12 protein-coding genes are annotated in these 18,659 nt (G+C 61.5%); 8 read left to right on the top strand and 4 right to left on the bottom strand.

Features of this window, described 5'->3' with window-relative positions:
* Window positions 1–5,514, top strand: a 5,514-nt coding sequence (locus BN1118_RS12145; RefSeq protein ID WP_043556293.1) for a type I secretion C-terminal target domain-containing protein, incomplete at its 5' end; no start/stop codon positions are given.
* A 318-nt stretch (window positions 5,515–5,832) separates the two neighbouring features.
* Complete coding sequence (locus BN1118_RS12140) at window positions 5,833–6,777, top strand: chemotaxis protein CheV (RefSeq protein ID WP_042870959.1); 945 nt, start codon at window positions 5,833–5,835, stop codon at window positions 6,775–6,777.
* Between the two features lie 84 nt (window positions 6,778–6,861).
* On the opposite strand, the gene BN1118_RS12135 is transcribed toward BN1118_RS12140, so the two are convergent.
* The gene (locus BN1118_RS12135) at window positions 6,862–7,461 is read right to left on the bottom strand and encodes an arylesterase (protein ID WP_043556291.1); all 600 of its coding nucleotides are present in this window, start codon (window positions 7,459–7,461) and stop codon (window positions 6,862–6,864) included.
* Between the two features lie 163 nt (window positions 7,462–7,624).
* Between BN1118_RS12135 and BN1118_RS12130 the strand changes: the two genes are divergently transcribed.
* Both BN1118_RS12130 and BN1118_RS12125 read left to right on the top strand, forming a co-directional pair.
* Window positions 7,625–8,350, top strand: a complete 726-nt coding sequence (locus BN1118_RS12130; protein ID WP_043556289.1) for an ABC transporter ATP-binding protein — start codon at window positions 7,625–7,627, stop codon at window positions 8,348–8,350.
* Entirely contained in the window at window positions 8,347–10,794 is a 2,448-nt protein-coding gene (locus tag BN1118_RS12125) for an ABC transporter permease (RefSeq protein ID WP_043556287.1), read from the top strand. The genes BN1118_RS12130 and BN1118_RS12125 overlap by 4 nt, the downstream gene beginning before the upstream one ends.
* A 99-nt stretch (window positions 10,795–10,893) precedes the next feature.
* On the opposite strand, the gene BN1118_RS12120 is transcribed toward BN1118_RS12125, so the two are convergent.
* Window positions 10,894–11,799 (bottom strand): TIGR01777 family oxidoreductase, encoded by a 906-nt coding sequence (locus BN1118_RS12120; protein ID WP_043556284.1) that lies wholly within the window; start codon window positions 11,797–11,799, stop codon window positions 10,894–10,896.
* A gap of 301 nt (window positions 11,800–12,100) precedes the next feature.
* On the opposite strand from BN1118_RS12120, the gene BN1118_RS12115 reads away from it, so the two are divergent.
* Window positions 12,101–13,630 carry an EAL domain-containing protein gene (locus BN1118_RS12115; RefSeq protein WP_043556283.1) on the top strand — a complete coding sequence of 510 codons (1,530 nt, stop codon included), beginning with the start codon at window positions 12,101–12,103 and terminating at the stop codon, window positions 13,628–13,630.
* Window positions 13,631–13,707: 77 nt separating this feature from the next.
* Here BN1118_RS12115 and BN1118_RS12110 read toward each other — a convergent pair whose 3' ends face one another.
* Both BN1118_RS12110 and BN1118_RS12105 read right to left on the bottom strand, forming a co-directional pair.
* Window positions 13,708–14,889, bottom strand: coding sequence for an aminotransferase-like domain-containing protein (locus tag BN1118_RS12110; protein ID WP_043556280.1), 1,182 nt, complete (start codon window positions 14,887–14,889; stop codon window positions 13,708–13,710).
* A 215-nt stretch (window positions 14,890–15,104) separates the two neighbouring features.
* A complete protein-coding gene (locus BN1118_RS12105) occupies window positions 15,105–16,172 on the bottom strand; it encodes a M28 family metallopeptidase (RefSeq protein ID WP_043556278.1) in 1,068 nt (355 codons plus the stop codon).
* A gap of 350 nt (window positions 16,173–16,522) precedes the next feature.
* On the opposite strand from BN1118_RS12105, the gene trmB reads away from it, so the two are divergent.
* The 3 genes from trmB to glsB all read left to right on the top strand — a co-directional run bounded on the left by trmB (window position 16,523) and on the right by glsB (window position 18,638).
* Complete coding sequence (trmB, locus tag BN1118_RS12100; protein ID WP_042870947.1) at window positions 16,523–17,236, top strand: tRNA (guanosine(46)-N7)-methyltransferase TrmB; 714 nt, start codon at window positions 16,523–16,525, stop codon at window positions 17,234–17,236.
* 31 nt (window positions 17,237–17,267) lie between these two features.
* Complete coding sequence (locus tag BN1118_RS12095) at window positions 17,268–17,600, top strand: YggL family protein (RefSeq protein ID WP_042037566.1); 333 nt, start codon at window positions 17,268–17,270, stop codon at window positions 17,598–17,600.
* Window positions 17,601–17,717: 117 nt separating this feature from the next.
* Entirely contained in the window at window positions 17,718–18,638 is a 921-nt protein-coding gene (gene glsB, locus BN1118_RS12090; protein ID WP_043556277.1) for a glutaminase B, read from the top strand.
* The last annotated feature ends 21 nt before the right edge of the window (window positions 18,639–18,659 follow it).

Below are 18,659 nucleotides of genomic sequence, written 5' to 3'. Positions count from 1 at the left end.
GACAGCGAAGGCTACGGGGTTGACACCCAGGCGACTGGCGCACCGACCGTAGTCATAGTGGATGACTCCAACAACGACCAGCTGCTGACCAAAGGAGAGATCGGCAATGATCAGATCCAGGTGCGGGCCGAGGTCAGCAATAGTGACCTGGTTGCAGGTGGCAAGGTCACCTTGACCATCAACAACGGTGGCAGCGAAAGCACGGTCGAGCTGAAGCTGGTGAATGGTGTGCTGATGTTGGCAAGCGGGCAGCCAGCAAACGGCTTTGTTTACAACAATGGCACTATCAGCTGGACGGAGACCACACCGCCCAACGGGAAGTCGTTGACTGTGACGGCGACCCAGACTGACAAGGCGGGTAATGCCTCCTTGCCGGGCAGCGACATGGCAACCATTTTGAATGAAGCTCCAGAGACGGCGGACAAGCAAGCCAGTGGTCTCGAGGATGCAGCCAGCATCGCCATACCCGCGCTCTCTGGCAGTGACATCGATGGTACTGTCGTGAGCTTTACCATCAAGAGCTTGCCGGCCAATGGTGTCTTGCTGCTTGATGGCGTGCCAGTGACGGAGAATCAGAGTGTTCAGGCTGTGGATGCTGGCAAACTGACCTTTGTACCGAGTGCCGACTGGAATGGTGACACCAGCTTCAGTTATGTGGCAGTGGACAATGAAGGGTTGGCCGACGCAACTCCTGCCACCGTGACCATCAAGGTGGAGGCGGTGAACGATCTCCCGACAGTGAGCATCTCCAATGGCGCAACTGTTTCCGAAGAGGGCTTGCCCAACGGCATCGCCGATAACAGTGGCAACCCGGATACCACGGATGCCAAGAGCATGTCCGGCACTATCTCCATCGGTGATGTGGACAGCAGCAGCCTGGCTGTTTCACTGGGTGGACCGGCGGGGCTGACCTCTGGCGGTGCCGAGGTGAAGTGGAGCTGGGATGCTGGCAGCAAGACACTGGTTGGCTATACCGGCACCCTGGGTAGCGACGGCTACAAGGCGGTGGTCGAGGTCAAGCTGACTGCCCAGAATGCCAGCGGCAAGGGCGATTGGGCCTATGATCTGACCCTCAAGGCGCCGCTTGACCACCCGGTCAAGGGCCAGGAGGATTCCCTGTCGTTCCAGCTGGACGTCAGGGTCTCCGATGGCAATGGCACGACCACTGGCAAGCTGAATGTCACCGTGGAGGATGATGCGCCGATCGCTGGCGATGCCGCGGCCGTGTCCGTTACCAAGACAAATATTCCAGATGTGTTGACCGGAGTATTTGATCTGACCAAGGTCAGTGGCAACAAGGCCCTGGTGGATTTGGCTGGCTTTACCATTACTGCCAAGGGGTTCACCTCTGCAACCAACTCAACTCTGATTGATGCCAGTGTCAATGGTTCCAATGCAGGGCTGGGGGTGTCCAGCGTGGCCGGGCCGTACCACAACATTGCCAACGAGATAGACTTCCGTCACTTCGCGAACGGAACCTCTGCCTCCGAGCAGTTAATTGTGAAGCTTGATCCGGGCACGGTTGCCTATGGTGCCAACATCAAGTTCAGCCAGATGTTCGGTGGTGAGTTGGAAAGTGGCGTGGTCGAGTTTTATCGCGGTGGCGTGTTGATCGGTACCCAGACCTTCAGCTCCAATGCGACCAGTGGCGATTACGCCGAGAACTTCCAGGTACAGCAAGGCGGCTTCGACACCATGGTGATCAAGGCTACCAATAACGGCAACACCAATACCTCGGACAACAGCGACCTGACGGTGAAGAGCATAGAGTTCCTCGGTGCCACCACGGCGCAGGCCATCGCTTACGGTTCCGGCTCCGTCACTCCGCAGTGGGGGGCAGATGGCAAGGGCTACATGCAGCTGCTCGGCTCCAACGAGACCGGGCTGACCACGGCCACCGGCAAGCTGATCACCACTACCATGGAATCGGCCAATACCCTGATAGGTAAGGCCAGCGATGGCACCCTGGTGTTCCGTCTGGAATTTACCCCGGCCACCGGCAAGTGGGAGTTCTTCCAGTATCAGAACATGTCCAAGCCGCTGGGGGACGGCGACATCGACTTCCAGATCAAGGTAGTGGATGCGGATGGCGATTCCAGCCTGGGCTCTTTCGCGACCAAGCCGCTGTTCACTCCGATAGTACAGTCGGTGTCCAGTGAGAGTGCAGTGGAAGGCGGCAATCTGCTGCATTCGGTGGTGCTGTCCGACACGACCCAGGAGGCGACCCAGTATGACTTTGCCATCGGGGGCAGCGGTACCAACCCGGCTTCCAGCCTTGATTGGGGCACAGCCCAGTTCAGCAATGGGGTGACCTACAACAGCGCTACCGGCAAGATCACTGTGCCGGTCGGGGTATCCGGCTTTACCGTGACCATACCGACCGTGAACGATCGACTGGTCGAGGCGAACGAGACCCTGACGGTGACAGTGGGTGGCCAGAACGGCACGGGTACTATCGTTGACAACGACCGCGCGCCCGTGACCACGGGTGGACACGGTGTGGGGACGGAAGACACGCCGCTGGTACTGAAATGGTCCCAGTTTGGTGCCAGCGATGATCAGGCTGCGTCTGATCTGAGCGTGCAGATCAATACCCTGCCGCAAAATGGCAAGCTGGAGTATCTCAATGCGGCCGGTCAGTGGATTGCCGTGAAGGCGGGGGATCTCATCTCCTACGCCGATATCGACAGTGGCCATCTGCGTTTCGTACCCGGTCTCAATGAATCCAGCACCAGTGCCGTCAATGGCAACGGTGCGGCGACGGGCAACCAGCAAGGAGACTACGCCAGCCTGGGTTACCAGATCAGCGACGGTGCCAACCTGAGCAACTCCGGCAAGCTGGTGATCGACATAGCTGCCGTGGCTGACAAGCCGGTGGTGGATATCAGCCTGACCGGCAATGGCGTGCCGCTCTATACCCAATACCCATCGTCCGGTATCTCGACCGGTGCGTTCCAGAGTGGCAGCTTCAACAAGGGCAGCTTCGGCATCACCAACAGCCTGACCGACAGCACCACCAGCCAGGATCAGGTGGTGGGCGGCAATGGCAACGACTACATCGTCAGCGTGAAGGGCGGCGGCGACTACTTCGTCGGCGGCCTGGGCAATGACGTGCTGGTCGGTGGCAACTCTGTCTCGGGCGATACGCTCGATGGCGGCGTGGGTAACGACATTCTTGTGGCCGGGCTAGGTGGTGACACCCTGTTTGGCGGGGCAGGTACAGACCTGGCCGTGCTGATGGGCTCGCGCGCCAACTATGTCATCGAGCGCAGGAGTGATGGCGGCTTCAACTTCCTGGTGAAGGAGAACGGCACCACCATCAGCAAGTCGCTTTATGAGATAGAACTGGTTCAGTTTGATGACGGCATCTACCAGTTCAATCAGACCGATGGCACCCTGACGGCAGTACAGCCCAGCGTGGTGGATTATCCCCTCGAGATCAGTGCTTCCCTGACCGATCGTGATGGCAGTGAACAGCTCGACAGCCTGGTGCTGAGCGGCATGCCGAATGGTGCGATCCTGTATCAGGGCGGCACTGCGCTGGGCACAGTCGGTGCGGATGGCAAGCTGACGCTCACCGGCCTCTGGAACCAGAGCGCGCTGGACGTCAAGCTGACCGGCCTGACCCTGCGGGTGCCGGGCAGCAATGCGGGCCAGTTCGACCTCAAGGTGGAGGCCATCGCCAAAGAGGTGGTGACCGACCAGACCAGCAGCGCATCGGATCAGGATTCGATCCGCATGAGCTACTTCCTCTCTACCGAAGGGGAGCCGGGCGATCAAAACCGTGCCTATGGCAGCGAGCACAATATCGTGGTTGGCGACCTGGACGGCAGCGTGGTGCTGCCGGGCCAGAACTACAACATCGCCTTTATGGTCGACAGCTCGGGCAGTATCGGCTCCAGCGCCATGGCAACAATGAAAACCCAGTTGAGCCAGGTGTTTGCGACCCTCAAGGCCAGTGCGGGCACAGAAGGGGCCGGTAAGGTCAATATCTTCTTGGTGGACTTCGATAGCCAGGCCAACAAGTCCATCAGTGTGGACCTGAAGGATCCGAATGCCTTGACCAAGTTGCAGGCCATCATCAACAGCATGGATGGCAGCAGCGGTTCAACCAACTATGAGGATGCGCTGAAGAGCACTTCGAACTGGTTCAATAGCGATGTGGCCAAGTTGAATACCAACGCCAAGAACCTCGCTTATTTCATTACTGATGGGGCACCTAACACTTATTACATCAATGAAAATACCAATCCTGTTGTGAACACCACGACGAATGATCGGTTGGATTCGTTTGTCAACGTTAACAATTATGTTTCAGGGCAAACCTTCTATGCCAACATTGGTGGGCAAGATCGGGTTCTGATTGATAGCAATGGGAACATTAATCAATGGTATCAAAGGGATAATGGAGCTTGGCGCTCAAATATCATTGGTACTCTCCGTGCCCAAGGCGACGGTACTTATGAGATCTCTAGCTTTGACTCTGATGGTTATGAGCCTTGGGCATTGCAAAATGCACTGGCAGTGTTGCCGCTCCTCATTGCTAACAATGTGACCTTGCAAGCCATCGGGATAGGTAGGAACGTCTCTATCGAGACCCTTAAGCTGTTTGACAGCGACCAGGTAGTGCAGTCCAACGTGTCTGCCAATGACCTGGCCAATGCCATCCTGGGAACCTCGGTCAACAACCTGCCGGGCAGCGACCGGATCGATGGCGGTGCCGGTGACGATATCCTGTTCGGTGATGCGGTTCACTTTGCCGGCATCAACGGGGAAGGCTATGCGGCCATCAAGCAGTACGTGGCTGGCAAGCTGAGTGCCGGTTCGGTGACCGATGCCCAGGTCCATGACTACATCACGGACCATGCCACCGACTTTGATCAGTCCGCCACCAATGACAAGGCGGATGTGCTGTTCGGCGGGGATGGCAATGACATTCTGTTCGGTCAGGGTGGCAACGACATTCTGGACGGTGGTGCCGGCAACGACATACTGTTCGGTGGTGCCGGTGATGACATGCTGCTCGGCGGTCTGGGTGATGACCAGCTCTATGGTGGCAGTGGCAACGATACCCTGTATGGCGGCGCCGGCAACGACACCCTGAGTGGCGGTCTGGGCAACGACATCCTGGTCGGTGGTCTGGGCAACGACATCCTCAAGGGGGATGCGGGGGCCGATACCTTCACCTGGCTGCAGGGGGATACAGCTACGGGCAGCGTCGCCAAGGATTACGTGGTCGACTTCTCCAAGGCTGAGGGTGACAAGCTGGATCTGAGCGATCTGCTGGATCACGATGGTTCTCGCAACCAGACCGATCTGAAGAGCTTGCTCTCTGTGTTCCAGGACAGCGAGGGTGTGCACCTGCAGGTCAAGGAGACCAGCACGGCCCCTGTGACTCAGGAGATAGTGCTGATGAACCACACGTTCGACAGCCTCACCGGCAGCGCGGCGTCCACCTCTTCCCAGGTGATCGACTACATGCTGAGCAACAATCTGCTGGATATCGACAAGTAATCCCGTCAGGGCAGCACAACAAGCGGCAGAGCAATCTGCCGCTTTTTTTATGCCTGGTTATCGGGGGGAGCCACGCTGATGGCGGGGCTTTTGCGACGGATATCAAGGATGTACCCCACACCGGCCCCCCTGGGCTCGATCGAGCGGCCAGCTTGCTATTGATAAGTGTGAAGAGAGTCCGGCCTTGAGCCGAATCTCGCTTTTTTTCATCAAGTTCCGTCATCATCTTGCCGACATAGGATAAGAATACGGGTCGTGTTGGGATTCTGACCCTTCTATACTATGGCGAGACTCGGGAAACGGACGTAAGGGCTTTATATGGCGAGCATATTGGATTCAGTGGATCAACGTACCCAGCTGGTAGGGGAGAACCGTCTGGAGTTGTTGATGTTCCGTTTGGGATCCCGACAGCTGTTTGCTATCAACGTGTTCAAGGTGCGGGAAGTGGTCAAGCTGCCCCATCTAAACAAGATGCCGGGGGCGCACCACAACATCAGCGGGGTGGCCAACATCCGTGGCACCTCGATCCCGGTGATCAATCTGCGCAGCGCCATCGGCATGCGCGCCATGCCCATCGACAGCGAGTCCAACCTCATCATCACAGAGTACAACCGCACCATTCAGGGCTTCCTGGTGGGGCAGGTGGCCCATATCGTCAACATGACCTGGAAGGACATACTGCCGCCGCCGCGCTCCGCCGGGCGGGCCAACTACCTGACCGCCATCACCCGCATTCCCGAGGACGGCGTCGACCAGATCGTCGAGATCATCGATGTGGAGAAGGTGCTGGCCGAGATCATCACCTACGACATCCGCATCTCGGAAGAGGTACTGGATCGGGAGATACTGCCCGAGATGCATGGCCGCAAGGTGCTCATCGTCGATGACTCCAGCACGGCCCGCAATCTGGTGCGGGAAACCCTGGGTCAGCTGGGTCTGGAGGTGATCGAGTGCCAGGATGGCCTGCAGGCGCTCAATCTGCTCAAGGGGTGGTGCGATGCGGGCAAGAAGGTGACCGACGAGATCCTGCTGATGATCACGGATGCGGAGATGCCGGAGATGGACGGCTACCGGCTGACCCACGAGATCCGCAGCGATGCCCGCATGTCCGATCTCTTCATCACCCTCAATACCTCCCTGAGCGGTAACTTCAACGAAGCCATGGTCAAGAAGGTGGGGTGTGACCGCTTCATCTCCAAATTCCAGCCAGACCTGCTGGTCGGGGTGGCCCAGGAGCGGCTGCGCCAGATACTGGAACGCTGATGCTCATGCAAACAAAGATCCCGCCTCGGCGGGATCTTTGTTTTGGGCCGACAGTGCCCTTTTCTGCGTATGGCGATTGGGGTGTTATTGGGTCAGCAGGGGCTCGATAAAGCTGGCGACCCGGTCGCGGATCTGCGGCTGGGCCGCGGCCGTGGGGTGGATACCATCGTTCATCATGAGTTCAGGGCGCAGCGCAATATCATCCATGAAGAAGGGCATCAGCGGCAGCTGGTTGGCGGCCGCCAGCTCGGGGAAGATCTGCTCGAACTGGCGCAGGTAGCGGGCCCCGTAATTGCGGGGCAGCTGGATCTGGGTCAGCACTGTTTTCACCTGCTGCGCCTTGGTCAAGGCCACCATCCTGGTCAGATTGTCACGGGTGATGGCGGGCGCGAACCCGCGCAGCCCGTCGTTGCCACCCAGTTCGATCAGCACCCAGTCCGGTTGATGCTCCTTGAGCAGGGCGGGCAGGCGGGCCAGGGCTCCCTGCGTGGTCTCACCGCTGATGCTGGCGTTGACCAGCTGATGCTCGCCGCCCTGCTGCTGCCATTTCTGATTGAGCAGGGCAGGCCAGCTCTGCTCCGCCGGCATCTGATAGCCAGCGCTCAGGCTGTCGCCCAGCACCAGCAGGGTCTGGGCCTGCACCGATGAAACCAGGCAACACAAGGCGAACAGGAAACGTGTCATGCATTCAACTCCCATCATTCATTGTCATCAAGGATCCGGGCAAAGGGGATACGTGTGATGATGCCAACACCCGGCATGCATTGTCATTCAATGCCGGGGTGAGCAGGATAGACATCACGGGTTCACTCCCCACTTTTTGGCCCGGGAAAACAGGAAACGCATCATGAGTTCAACTCCCATCATTGTCGTCAAGGGTCTGGGCAAAACCGTTCGCCTGGGCCAGGAAAGCCTCACCATCCTTGAAGGGATCGACCTGCAAGTCAATACCGGCGAGACCCTGGCGCTGGTCGGCGCCTCCGGCTCCGGCAAATCCACCCTGCTGGGGCTGCTGGCAGGGCTGGATCTGCCGAGCCAGGGGGATATAGAGATCCTCGGTCAGTCGCTGGTGCAGCTGGACGAGGAGGGCCGCGCCCGCCTGCGTGCCGAGCAGGTGGGCTTCATCTTCCAGTCCTTCCTGCTGCTGCCTACCCTGAGCGCGCTGGAGAACGTCATGCTGCCCGCCGAGCTGCGCGGCGAGACCCGCTGCGAGCCGAGGGCGCGCGAGTTGCTGGCGGCTGTGGGGCTCAGCGAGCGGCTGCACCATCTGCCGCCGCGCCTCTCCGGCGGTGAGCAGCAGCGGGTCGCCATCGCCCGCGCCTTCATGACAAGGCCCAGCCTGCTGCTGGCCGATGAGCCGACCGGCAACCTGGACAGCAAGACAGGGGAGACGGTGATCGAACTCTTGTTCCAGCTCAATCGCGAGCACGGCACCACGCTCGTGGTGGTCACCCATGACCACGAGCTGGCCCAGCGTTGCCAGCGGCAACTGGTGATGGCGGCGGGACGGCTGGAGGCGGATGCGCCAGCACCCGGTGCCGGTGCGGCCTCCCAAGTCAGGGAGCTGCTATGAGTCGGTGGCGATTGGGTGTGAAGCTGTTGCGGCGGGAAGGCTTCAGCGGCGAGCTGCGCTGGTTCGTGCTGGCGCTGGCGTTGAGTGTGGCCTGCGTGCTGAGCGTGGCCCTGGTGGCGGATCGGCTGGATGCGGGGCTCAAGGCCTCGGGGCGTGACTTTATCGGCGCCGATCGGGCGTTGCGTTCCGCCACACCGGCCCCGGCTGCCTGGCTCAAGCAGGCGGAAAAGGCGGGCCTGTCGGTGCAGACCACGGTCAGCTTCAACAGCATGCTGTTTCATGGCGATGCGCTGCAACTGGCCTCCATCCGGGCCGTGCCGAGCGATTTCCCCTTCTATGGCAAGCTGGAACTTAGCCCCCAGCGCGCGCCGGCGCCCGGCGAGATCTGGCTCTCGGCCCGGGTGATGCAGCTGCTGGAGGCGAAAATTGGCGATGAGCTGGAGGTGGGCAACACCCTCCTCAAGGTGGCGGGTGAGCTGGGGCAGGAGCCGGATCAGGGCTTCAGCCCCTTCCTGCTGGCGCCCAGGGCCCTGATCCACAGCGCGGACATAGAGGCGACCGGTGCCCTGCTGCCGGGCAGTCGCCAGCAGTGGCGCTACCTGTTCAAGGGGGCACGCGAGGACGTTGCCGGCTATGAGCGCTGGCTCAGGCCCAAGCTCAAAGCGGGGCAGAAGCTGATCAAGCCGGACGATCAGGGCTCCCAGGTGGGGCGTTCACTGGCCAATGCCGAGCGCTTCTTCCGGCTCGCCTCCCTGGCCGGGGTGCTGCTGGGGGCGCTGGCCATGGGCATAGCGGTGCGCCACTTCGCCGAGCGCCAGACCAACATGGTGGCCCTGCTCAAGACGCTGGGGGCCTCCCGTCGCACGCTCTGGCAACTGATGGGCACCCTGCTGTTCTCCCTGACGTTGGCGGGGGCGCTCATCGGTCTGGTGGCAGGCAGCGCCATGCAGTGGCTGACCCTGCATCTGCTGGGCAACCTGCTGCCGGCGGATCTGCCACCGCCGTCGTGGCGACCCTTTGCCCTCGGTCTGGCGGTGGCCTTCTTCATCACCCTGCTGCTGGCCTTCGTGCCCTTCCTGCGGCTGCTCAAGGTGCCGCCGCTGCGGGTGCTGCGCCGCGAGCTGGAGGCGGGCATTCCCCCCTGGCTGGCGCTGCCGGTCGCCCTGCTCGGCCTGTTTGGTCTGGTGTGGGGCTTTACCGCCGATGTGACTCTGGCGTTGGGGCTGATCGGCGGCATGGGCCTGCTGATGGGTCTGCTGGCCCTGATCGCCTCCCTGCTGCTGCGGTTCGGTCGCCGGGTCAAGGGCCCCCATGCGCTGCGTCTGGCCATCAGTCACCTCTCCCGCGAGCGCGGCAGCGGCCTGTTCCAGCTGGCGGGCTTTGCGCTGGCGCTCATGCTGTTCGGTCTGCTGTGGGCGGTGCGAGTCGATCTGCTCGATGACTTCTCCGCCCGCCTGCCGGCGGACACCCCCAACCGCTTCCTGGTCAACATAGCCGACCACGAGCGGGAGGGGATCCTGGCCGATCTGCACCGTGCCGGCGCCCTGACCTCGGATTTCTATCCCATGGTGCGGGGCCGGCTGGTCAGCATCGCCAGCGAGGCGGTGCGAGACAGCGATGAGGATGGCCGTGAAGGGGTGAACCGCGAGCTCAACTTCACCACCACCACCGGCTTGCCGCCGGACAATACCCTGACCGCGGGGCGCTGGCTGGATGGCCCCGGGCAGGTGTCGGTGGACAAGGATCTGGCCAAGCGGCTCGACATAGCGCTCGGCGACACCCTGGGCTTCACCATAGAGGGGCGCAGCTTCAAGGCGCAAGTGACCAGCCTGCGGGCCATCAAGTGGGACAACATGCGGCCCAACTTCTACATGATCTTCTCGCCGGACGTGCTGGCCCCCTTCTCCCAGACCTGGCTCGGCAGCTATCGGCTGCCGGAGCAGGGGCGGGTGGCGGAGGTGGAGCTGATCCGCAGACACCCCACGGTGAGCCTCATCGATGTGGACGATCTGATAGTGCGGCTCACGGCCGTGTCTGAGCAGGTGAGCCGGGCGCTGGGGCTGATGCTGGGGCTGGTGACTGTGGCGGCGCTGCTGGTGCTGCTGACCCAGACCCAGGCCAGCATGGCCCACCGCCGTCGCGAGCTGTTGCTGATGCGCACCCTGGGGGCCAGCAGCGAGCTGCTCAAGAAGATGCTGCGCTGGGAGCTGGTCGCCAGCGGTCTGCTGGCGGGGCTGTGCGCCGCCATTGTGGTCGAGCTCTGCTCTTTCGGTCTGCAATGGTGGTGGTTCGAGGGGCAGTGGCAGTTCCACTGGGCCATCTGGGCCGGCCTGCCCTTGCTGGGCGCCCTGCTGGTGACGCTGGCGGGGCAGGGCATGCAACGCCAGTTGCTGGCGGGCACCTTGAGCGATCGGCTTCGTGGTCTGGGTCAGGGCCTGCTGTAATCACAGCATCCTGCGCGGATGCCACCAGGCGCAATAACGGATCAGCCCGGCCAATGGCCGGGCTGATTGCTATCCGGTTGCCTGATTTGCAGGATCCAGTCAGCGGGGCGTGCTCAACAGATTGGTGAGGGCCTGGGGCAGCTCCGGGTAGGTGAAGTGAAAGCCGGCTTCTTGCAGGCGAGCGGGCAGCACCTTCTGGCCGGTGAGCAGCAGGTCGGCCGCCTCGCCCATCAGCAACTGCAGCAGGGGGGCCGGCACCAAGAAGAGGTGTGGTCGATGCAAGGCGCTGGCCAGGCTCTGGCTGAACTCGCGATTGCTGACCGGCTGTGGCGCCGTGCCGTTGAAGATGCCGTCGCACTCCTCGTGCTCCAGCAGGAACAGCATGGCACGCACCAGATCCTGAATGTGGATCCAGCTCATGATCTGCTGGCCCGATCCCATGGGGCCGCCGAGACCGAGGCGATAGGGGGTCAGCATCCTGGGCAGGGCACCGCCATCTGTGCCGAGCACCAGCCCGATGCGCACTATGCAGACCCGGGTGCGGTTGCTGCGGGCCTCGCGGGCCAGGGTTTCCCACTGCTGGCAGAGTTGGTGGGTGAACTCGTCGTGGGGCGTCCGGCACTGCTCGTCCAGCGCCACATCTCCCTGCCTGCCATACCAGCCGATGGCGGAGGCATTGATCAGCACCCTGGGCGGCGTGCTGGAGAGCTTGATGAGATCGACCAGCTGTTCGGTCAGCAGCCAGCGGCTGTCACACAGCAGCTGCTTGCGTTGTTCGCTCCAGCGTCCGGCGGCGATGGGCTCGCCCGCCAGGTTGATGACGGCATCCACGTCGTTGAGGTCGTCGAGCCGATCCAGGTTGTCGAGCAGTTTGACGTCGTGGCCGAGCAGTTCATAGGCGCGGCTGCCCTGACGGGTCAGTACCACCACCTCGTGGTTGACCTTGAGATGGGCCACCAGACGGCGGCCGATAAAACCGGTTCCTCCCGTGATCAGTATTTTCATGTCCAGACTCCCTGACGCTGTTGGCTCTACTCTAGTGGGCTGGCGCAAGATGAACAAGCAACTGTTTTTGCAAAGATTATAATCTTCACTGCGCAGAGGGGAGCCAGGCTTGGACCCTGTCAGGGGAGGCAAGGCTGTCAGGCCCCAGAGCCGTTGAAGATGTGGCTGCAAGCCCTGTTTCGACGAGGTTCGGTGCCAATCAGGCCAAACTTTCTTGCTGTTGTTTGTATCAGAATGACTTGTCAGGGGGGCGGAGAGTAGTAGACTTGCCCGCTTTTTCGCCGTTGCCGTGAGGATGACCATGCCATTTCGTCGTTTAAGGTTACGCCAGTTCTACACCCGGCTGGGGGCCTCCCTGCTGGCGAGTCTGCTCCCCGTGTTGCTGGGAGTGCTGATCATCTCATGGCAGACCTTCTCTGGCATGAAGCAGGATGCCGAGGATAGGTTGCTGCATGCCAGACGCATGTTTGACCGTACCCTGGACAATGCCCATCGAGCTGCGTCCATGGTGCAGGGCGGTGTGGGACGACCTTGCGCCGAGGTGGTACAGGGGCTGCGGGATCAGGTGGCGACAGTGCCGGATGTGCGCACCGTCAACCTGGCCAGGGGAGAGACCATCTATTGCTCCTCCCTCTATGGCGCCTATAGCGGCCCCTTTGCGCTGGCCGACTATGCCGGTGGTCAGCTCGACCTGATGCGGGGCAACCCGGTGACGCCGGATCGGCCGCTGGTTGTCTATCGGCAGGCGGTGGGGGATTACAGCGTGCTGGTCGGGGTGGATGGCTACTATCTGCACAATATTCTCGACATGCTGAGCCGCAATTCGCCGCTGGCGCTGGTGGTGGGGTCGCAGGCCATGCTGGCCAGCGGCATGGTCAGCGAGGAGATCCCGCCCAAAACACGCGGCTATCTGGAACAGGTATCGGAGAAGTATCAATACCGGGTGGTCACTGACCTGTCCCACGACGAGTACGGCAGCCACATCTGGCACTACTCCAAGGCCAGCATCATCATCTATCCCCTGCTGGGCATACTGGTGGGATTTGGCGTGTTCTGGCTGACCGGCCGCTCGACGTCCCCCTCGCAAGAGCTGCGGCGGGCGCTGGATCAGCGAGAGTTCATCCCCTACCTGCAACCCGTGGTGACCGGCGACGACGCCCACTGGTGCGGCTGCGAGGTGCTGATGCGCTGGCAGCATCCCCGTCAGGGACTGATCTCGCCGGATCGCTTCATTCCGCTGGCGGAAGACAGCGGCCTGATAGTGCCCATGACCCGGCTGCTGATGGAGCAGGTGCGTGATCAGTTTGCCGGCGCTGTGCATACCCTGCCCAGGGGATTCCACTTTGGCTTCAACATCAGCGCCAGCCACTGCAAGGATCTGAGCCTGGTGGCGGATTGCCGCGATTTCATCAACGCCTTCAGGGAGAACCCCATCAAGCTGGTGCTGGAGCTGACCGAGCGGGAGCTGATAGTGGCGGACGAGGTGACGGACCGGCTCTTCGCCGAGCTGCACCAGCTGGGGGTCTTCATCGCCATCGATGACTTTGGTACCGGCCACTCCAGCCTCACCTATCTGCAGCAGTTCCAGGTCGACTTTCTCAAGATCGATCAGAGCTTCGTCGGCATGATAGGCTCGGATGCGCTCTCCAGCCACATAGTGGAGAACGTCATCGACCTGGCGACCCGGCTCGGTCTGCTGCTGGTCGCCGAAGGGGTGGAGAACGAGGTGCAGGCCGCTTACCTGAGGGCGCGTCAGGTGACCTTCCTGCAGGGCTATCTCTATGGCCGCCCCATGCCGATGAAGGCGTTCGCCAGCGCGCTGAGCGCCTGATCGGTCCGGCTCCCCAGAGGGCGGGACATAAAAAAACCAGCGACCGAGGTCGCTGGTTTTTTTCATGCCGTGGCTTGTCAGAGCATGCGGGCGAGGGCGCGGGTCAGGCGCTTGACCCCTTCCTCTATGGTGGCCTCGTCCACGCAGGAGAAGCTCAGCCGAAGGGTGTTCTGGATCTCGGGGCGCACATAGAAGGGCGCGCCGGGCACGAAGGCTACCTTCTCCTTGATCGCCTCGTCAAACAGCGCCATGGCGCTGACGCTCGAAGGCAGGGTCAGCCAGAGGAACATGCCCCCTTCCGGTCGGGTGTAGCTCACGCCGGGCGGGCAGTGACGGGCCAGGGCGGCCTCCATGGCGGCACGCTGGCGGCCATAGACCTCCTTGATCTTCTCCAGATGGGCATCCAGCGAGTTGTCGATCAGGAAGCGGTGCAGCACCTGCTGGCTGAAGGCGTTGCTGTGCAGGTCGGTGGCCTGCTTGGCGATGGTGACCTTCTTGCGCAGCCAGTCCGGCACCAGCATCCAGCCGAGGCGGAAGGCAGGCACCACCGTCTTGGAGAAGGAACCGAGCAGTACTGTATTGTTCGGCGCCAGCTTGGCGATGGGGGGCAGGTGTTCGCCCTCGAAGCGCAGCTCGCCATAGGGGTCGTCTTCCACCATCAGCAGCTCGTGGCTGACCAGTCGCTCGGCCAGCGCCTCGCGGTTGGCGCGGCTGTAGGAGACGCCGCTCGGGTTCTGGAAGTTGGGCACGCCGTAGAGCAGCTTGGCATTGGATCCGCTGGCCAGCAGCGCATCCAGCGCCGCCAGATCCAGTCCCTCTTCACCGAGGGTGATAGGCTTGAAGGCGGGCTGATAGACGGAGAAGGCCTGGATGGCGCCGAGGTAACCCGGCTCTTCGATGATGAGATCCTGACCCTCGTCGATCAGCACCTTGCCCAGCAGATCCAGCGCCTGCTGGGAGCCGCTGGTGATGAGGATGTTGTCCGGGTTGACGCGCATGCCGTGGCGGGCCAGATAGCGGTCGGCTATGTACTGGCGCAGTGGGGCGAAGCCCTCGGTGGCGGCATACTGCAGGGCGGCGGCCCCTTGCTCGCGCAGCACGTCCTGGCAGGCCTGATCGATGGCCTTGACCGGGAACAGGTGCGGATTGGGCAGGCCACCGGCAAAGGAGATGATCTCCGGATTGGCGGCGACCTTGAGGATCTCGCGGATAAAGGAAGGCTCTACCTTCTCAAAGCGCTGGGCAAAAAACGGCTGCATAGGACTCTCTCTGGCATGGTGAGCGGTCGCTCCATTCGACCGCCAGGTTATCCGTTTGTATCAGATTTAAAAAATGAGGCAATGGCTGTAACAAAAATCGATAAAAAAGGCAGGTTTGGCACCTGCCCGAATTTTATCGGCCGGGGGCGGCCGTGGAGCGCAAAAAGCCCTGAATTGGTCCCGGGCCAGCGCGCGCCATTGACGAGTCGCCGGCGTTACAGGCCCGGCTCCTTGAGGAAGCGGATCATCAGATCCGTGTTGGCGCTGAGCTGCTGCTCCACCCGGCCCGGGAACAGCTCGGCCATCTTGTCGAGGCGGTCGTACTGGGTATGCCAGATCTTGCCCCACTGGGTCTCGCTGTCCCGGTCGCAGGCGCTCTTGGTGGCGTCGTCGTAGCAGTCCCACAGCGCCGGATTGGTGGTCTGGGAGTAGCCGTCATAGCCATCCGCCCCGTTGATGGTGAAGTTGGTGGCCTCCACGTAGGCGATGGGCACCCCCAGGCAGGCAAAGGGCGCATGATCCGACCAGCTGCCTGTCTCCCCTTCCGGATAGCCGGCGTAGCTGGGGTGGATGGCAAACGGGGTGGCGGTCAGCTTGGAGACGGCCAGCAGGCGATCCCGCACCTTGGGATCGAAGCTGTAGCGGCTCGGATCGGCGCAGTTGTACTCGGCCACGTCGGAGTGGGCCGAGTGAACGTAGACGATGTCGCCCCCGGCTATGGTGTCGTAGTTCACCATGGCCAGCAGGCGGGCGATGGCGGTGCTGTCCAGGCTGGCGGCATAGGCCTTGGAGCCGTTGAGGCCGTTCTCCTCGGCGCCGAAGAAGGCGAAGCGCACAGTGTAGGGCAGGGTCTGCCCCTTGAGCGCCTCGGCCACCGCCAGCAGGGCAGCGACGCCGGCACCGTTGTCGGTCGCCCCTTCAGAACCCTTCTTGTCGCCCGTGCTGTCGTAGTGGGCGCCGATCAGTATCACCTTGTCGCTCTGGCCCTTGAGCTCGGCGACGAGGTTCTGGGAGTTTTTGCTGGCCCCGCTCTTGGTGTAGGTGAACGGCTGGTTTTGCACCTCGTAACCCCAGCCCGCCAGGTGATCCTGGATCCAGACGGCGGCGCGGGTCTCGGCCTCTGAGCCCGTGGGTCTGGCCCCGATCCCCTCGGCGGTCGAGCTCAACTGCACCAGATACTCATAGGCCTGCTCGGCGGCGGTGGGGGCCTGCGAATCATTGGTGGAGGTGTTGCACCCTGCCAGCAGGGCTGTGATGGCAAACGCCAATGCTGTGTGTTTCATACTGCAATCCTTTGTTGTGTATGGTTTTATTTGCGCAGACCAGCATGCGCCCGGCGCCTGGCAGATTCTGTGAACGGGGTGGCATTTGTCAATCCTTGTGGCGGAATTGGTCAGGGACGGGGGATTTGTTTCGCGAAACACTTGCGCCTTGGGCCTATCTTGGGATAATTCGCTACCCAGTTTCGCGCATTGATGAAATAACGCGCCATTCATCCACGAGATCCGTGACTCAGGGTGATGAAGTAACGAGCAATTCATTCATGTCGTCAGTGACCCTGGGTGATGAAATAACGAACAATTCATTCCTGTCGTCTGTGACCCAGACCGATGCAATAACGAGCAATTTGATTATGCCTGTGACCCAAGATGTATTTAACGAAGACGGCAAGTTCATGCGCAAGATCCGCAGCTTTGTCCGTCGCGAAGGCCGCCTGACCAAAGGGCAGGAGAAGGCTCTGGAAGAGCTCTGGCCGGTCATGGGTATCGATTTCGCGCCAGCGCCCCTCGATCTGGTCGCCCTGTTTGGCCGTGAGGCCCCTGTGGTGCTGGAAATAGGCTTCGGCATGGGCGCCTCCCTGGTGGAGATGGCCAAGAATGCCCCCGAGAAAAACTTCATCGGCATCGAGGTACACTCGCCGGGCGTGGGTGCCTGCCTCGGCACAGCCCAGGAAGCGGGCGTCACCAATCTCAAGGTTATCTGCCACGATGCGGTGGAAGTGCTGGAGCACATGATCCCGAACGGCTCGCTTGCCTGCCTGCAGCTGTTCTTCCCGGATCCCTGGCACAAGAGCCGTCATCACAAGCGCCGCATAGTGCAGCCGGCATTTGCCCAGGATATCCGCCAGAAGCTGGCCATAGGTGGCGTGTTCCACATGGCCACCGATTGGGAAAACTATGCCGAACACATGCTGGAAGTGATGAGCGTCGCCGAGGGTTACGAGAACACCTCCGCCACCGGCAACTGGGTGCCGCGTCCCGACTGGCGCCCGCTGACCAAATTCGAACAACGGGGCCATCGTCTGGGCCACGGGGTTTGGGATCTGATTTTCAAACGCGTTAACTAATTTAACGAGTCAACTAACCTAAGGAGCTATCATGGCCAATCGTAGCCGCCGTCTGCGTAAGAAACTGCGAGTCGACGAATTCCAGGAAATGGGATTCGACATCAGTTTCAACTTCCCGGTCGGCACTGCCGAAGCGACCATCGATACAGTAGTCGATGCGATGATCGATGAGGTTGTTGAACCCCGTAGACTGGCTTTCGCCGGTTCAGGCCACCTGGCCTGGGAAGGGATGATCTGCACTCAGCAACTGGGCAAATGTACCGAAGAAGACCGCGCCGTCGTCAAATCCTGGCTGGAAAGCAAGGGGATGGAAGCCGTGGTGGTCACCGAGCTGTTCGACCTCTGGTACGGTGAACCGGCCTGAGACTCGGTCGCCTGTTGCAGGCGCCTTGTTGTGGGTAGATAGACAAGTCCCGCCGCTGGCGGGATTTTTGTCGGTGGGGATGGGATCTCCACACCCGTTTTAGTCATGGAATCCTTTATGGTGTTGTCATCCGAATTACTGGCCAGCATTCTGGCAGAGGTGCGCCCGCTGCTCGGACAGGGCAAGGTGGCCGACTACATTCCCGCCCTGGCCCGGGTGCCGGCCGACCGGCTCGGCATTGCCGTCTGTACCGTGGAGGGGGAGCTGTTCACCGCAGGTGACGCCTTCGAGCCCTTCTCCATCCAGAGTATCTCCAAGGCCCTGAGCCTGACGCTGGCGCTCACCCTCTATCGGGAGGAGGAGATCTGGGCCCGGGTAGGCAAGGAGCCCTCCGGCCAGCCGTTCAACTCCCTGGTGCAGCTGGAGTTCGAGCACGGCATTCCTCGCAATCCATTCATCAATGCCGGTGCCCTGGTGGTGAGCGATCTGCTGGAGACCCGGCTCACGGCGCCGCGCCAGCGTACCCTGGAGCTGGTGCGCCGCCTGAGTGGCAATCCGGCCATCATGGCGGATCAGGTGGTGGCGCGATCCGAATATCAGCACTCGGCCCGCAATGCGGCCATCGCCTATCTGATGAAGGCCTATGGCAACTTCGAGAATGAAGTGGACAAGGTGTTGCAGAGCTACTTCAATGCCTGTGCCATTCGCATGAGCTGCGTCGATCTGGCGCGTACTTTCCTCTATCTGGCCAATCGCGGGCTGCCGCTTGGCGAGAGCACGCCGCTGTTGCCGGCTCGCACCACCAAGCAGGTCAATGCGCTGCTCGCCACCTGCGGCCTCTATGACGAGGCCGGTGATTTTGCCTATCGGGTCGGTATGCCGGGCAAATCCGGGGTCGGAGGGGGTATCATGGCGCTCATCCCCGGTGAGCTCTGCATCTGTGTCTGGTCGCCCGAGCTCAACAAGGCGGGCAACTCGCTGGCGGGCACGGCGGCGCTGGAGCTGCTGGCCGAGCGGCTGGGCCGCTCCATTTTTTAACCCTGTTCACTATGAATCGAG

Origin of the sequence: Aeromonas bestiarum (assembly GCF_000819745.1) — a bacterium.
Taxonomy (GTDB): domain Bacteria; phylum Pseudomonadota; class Gammaproteobacteria; order Enterobacterales; family Aeromonadaceae; genus Aeromonas; species Aeromonas bestiarum.
This window is presented reverse-complemented; position numbering and strand designations above follow the sequence as displayed.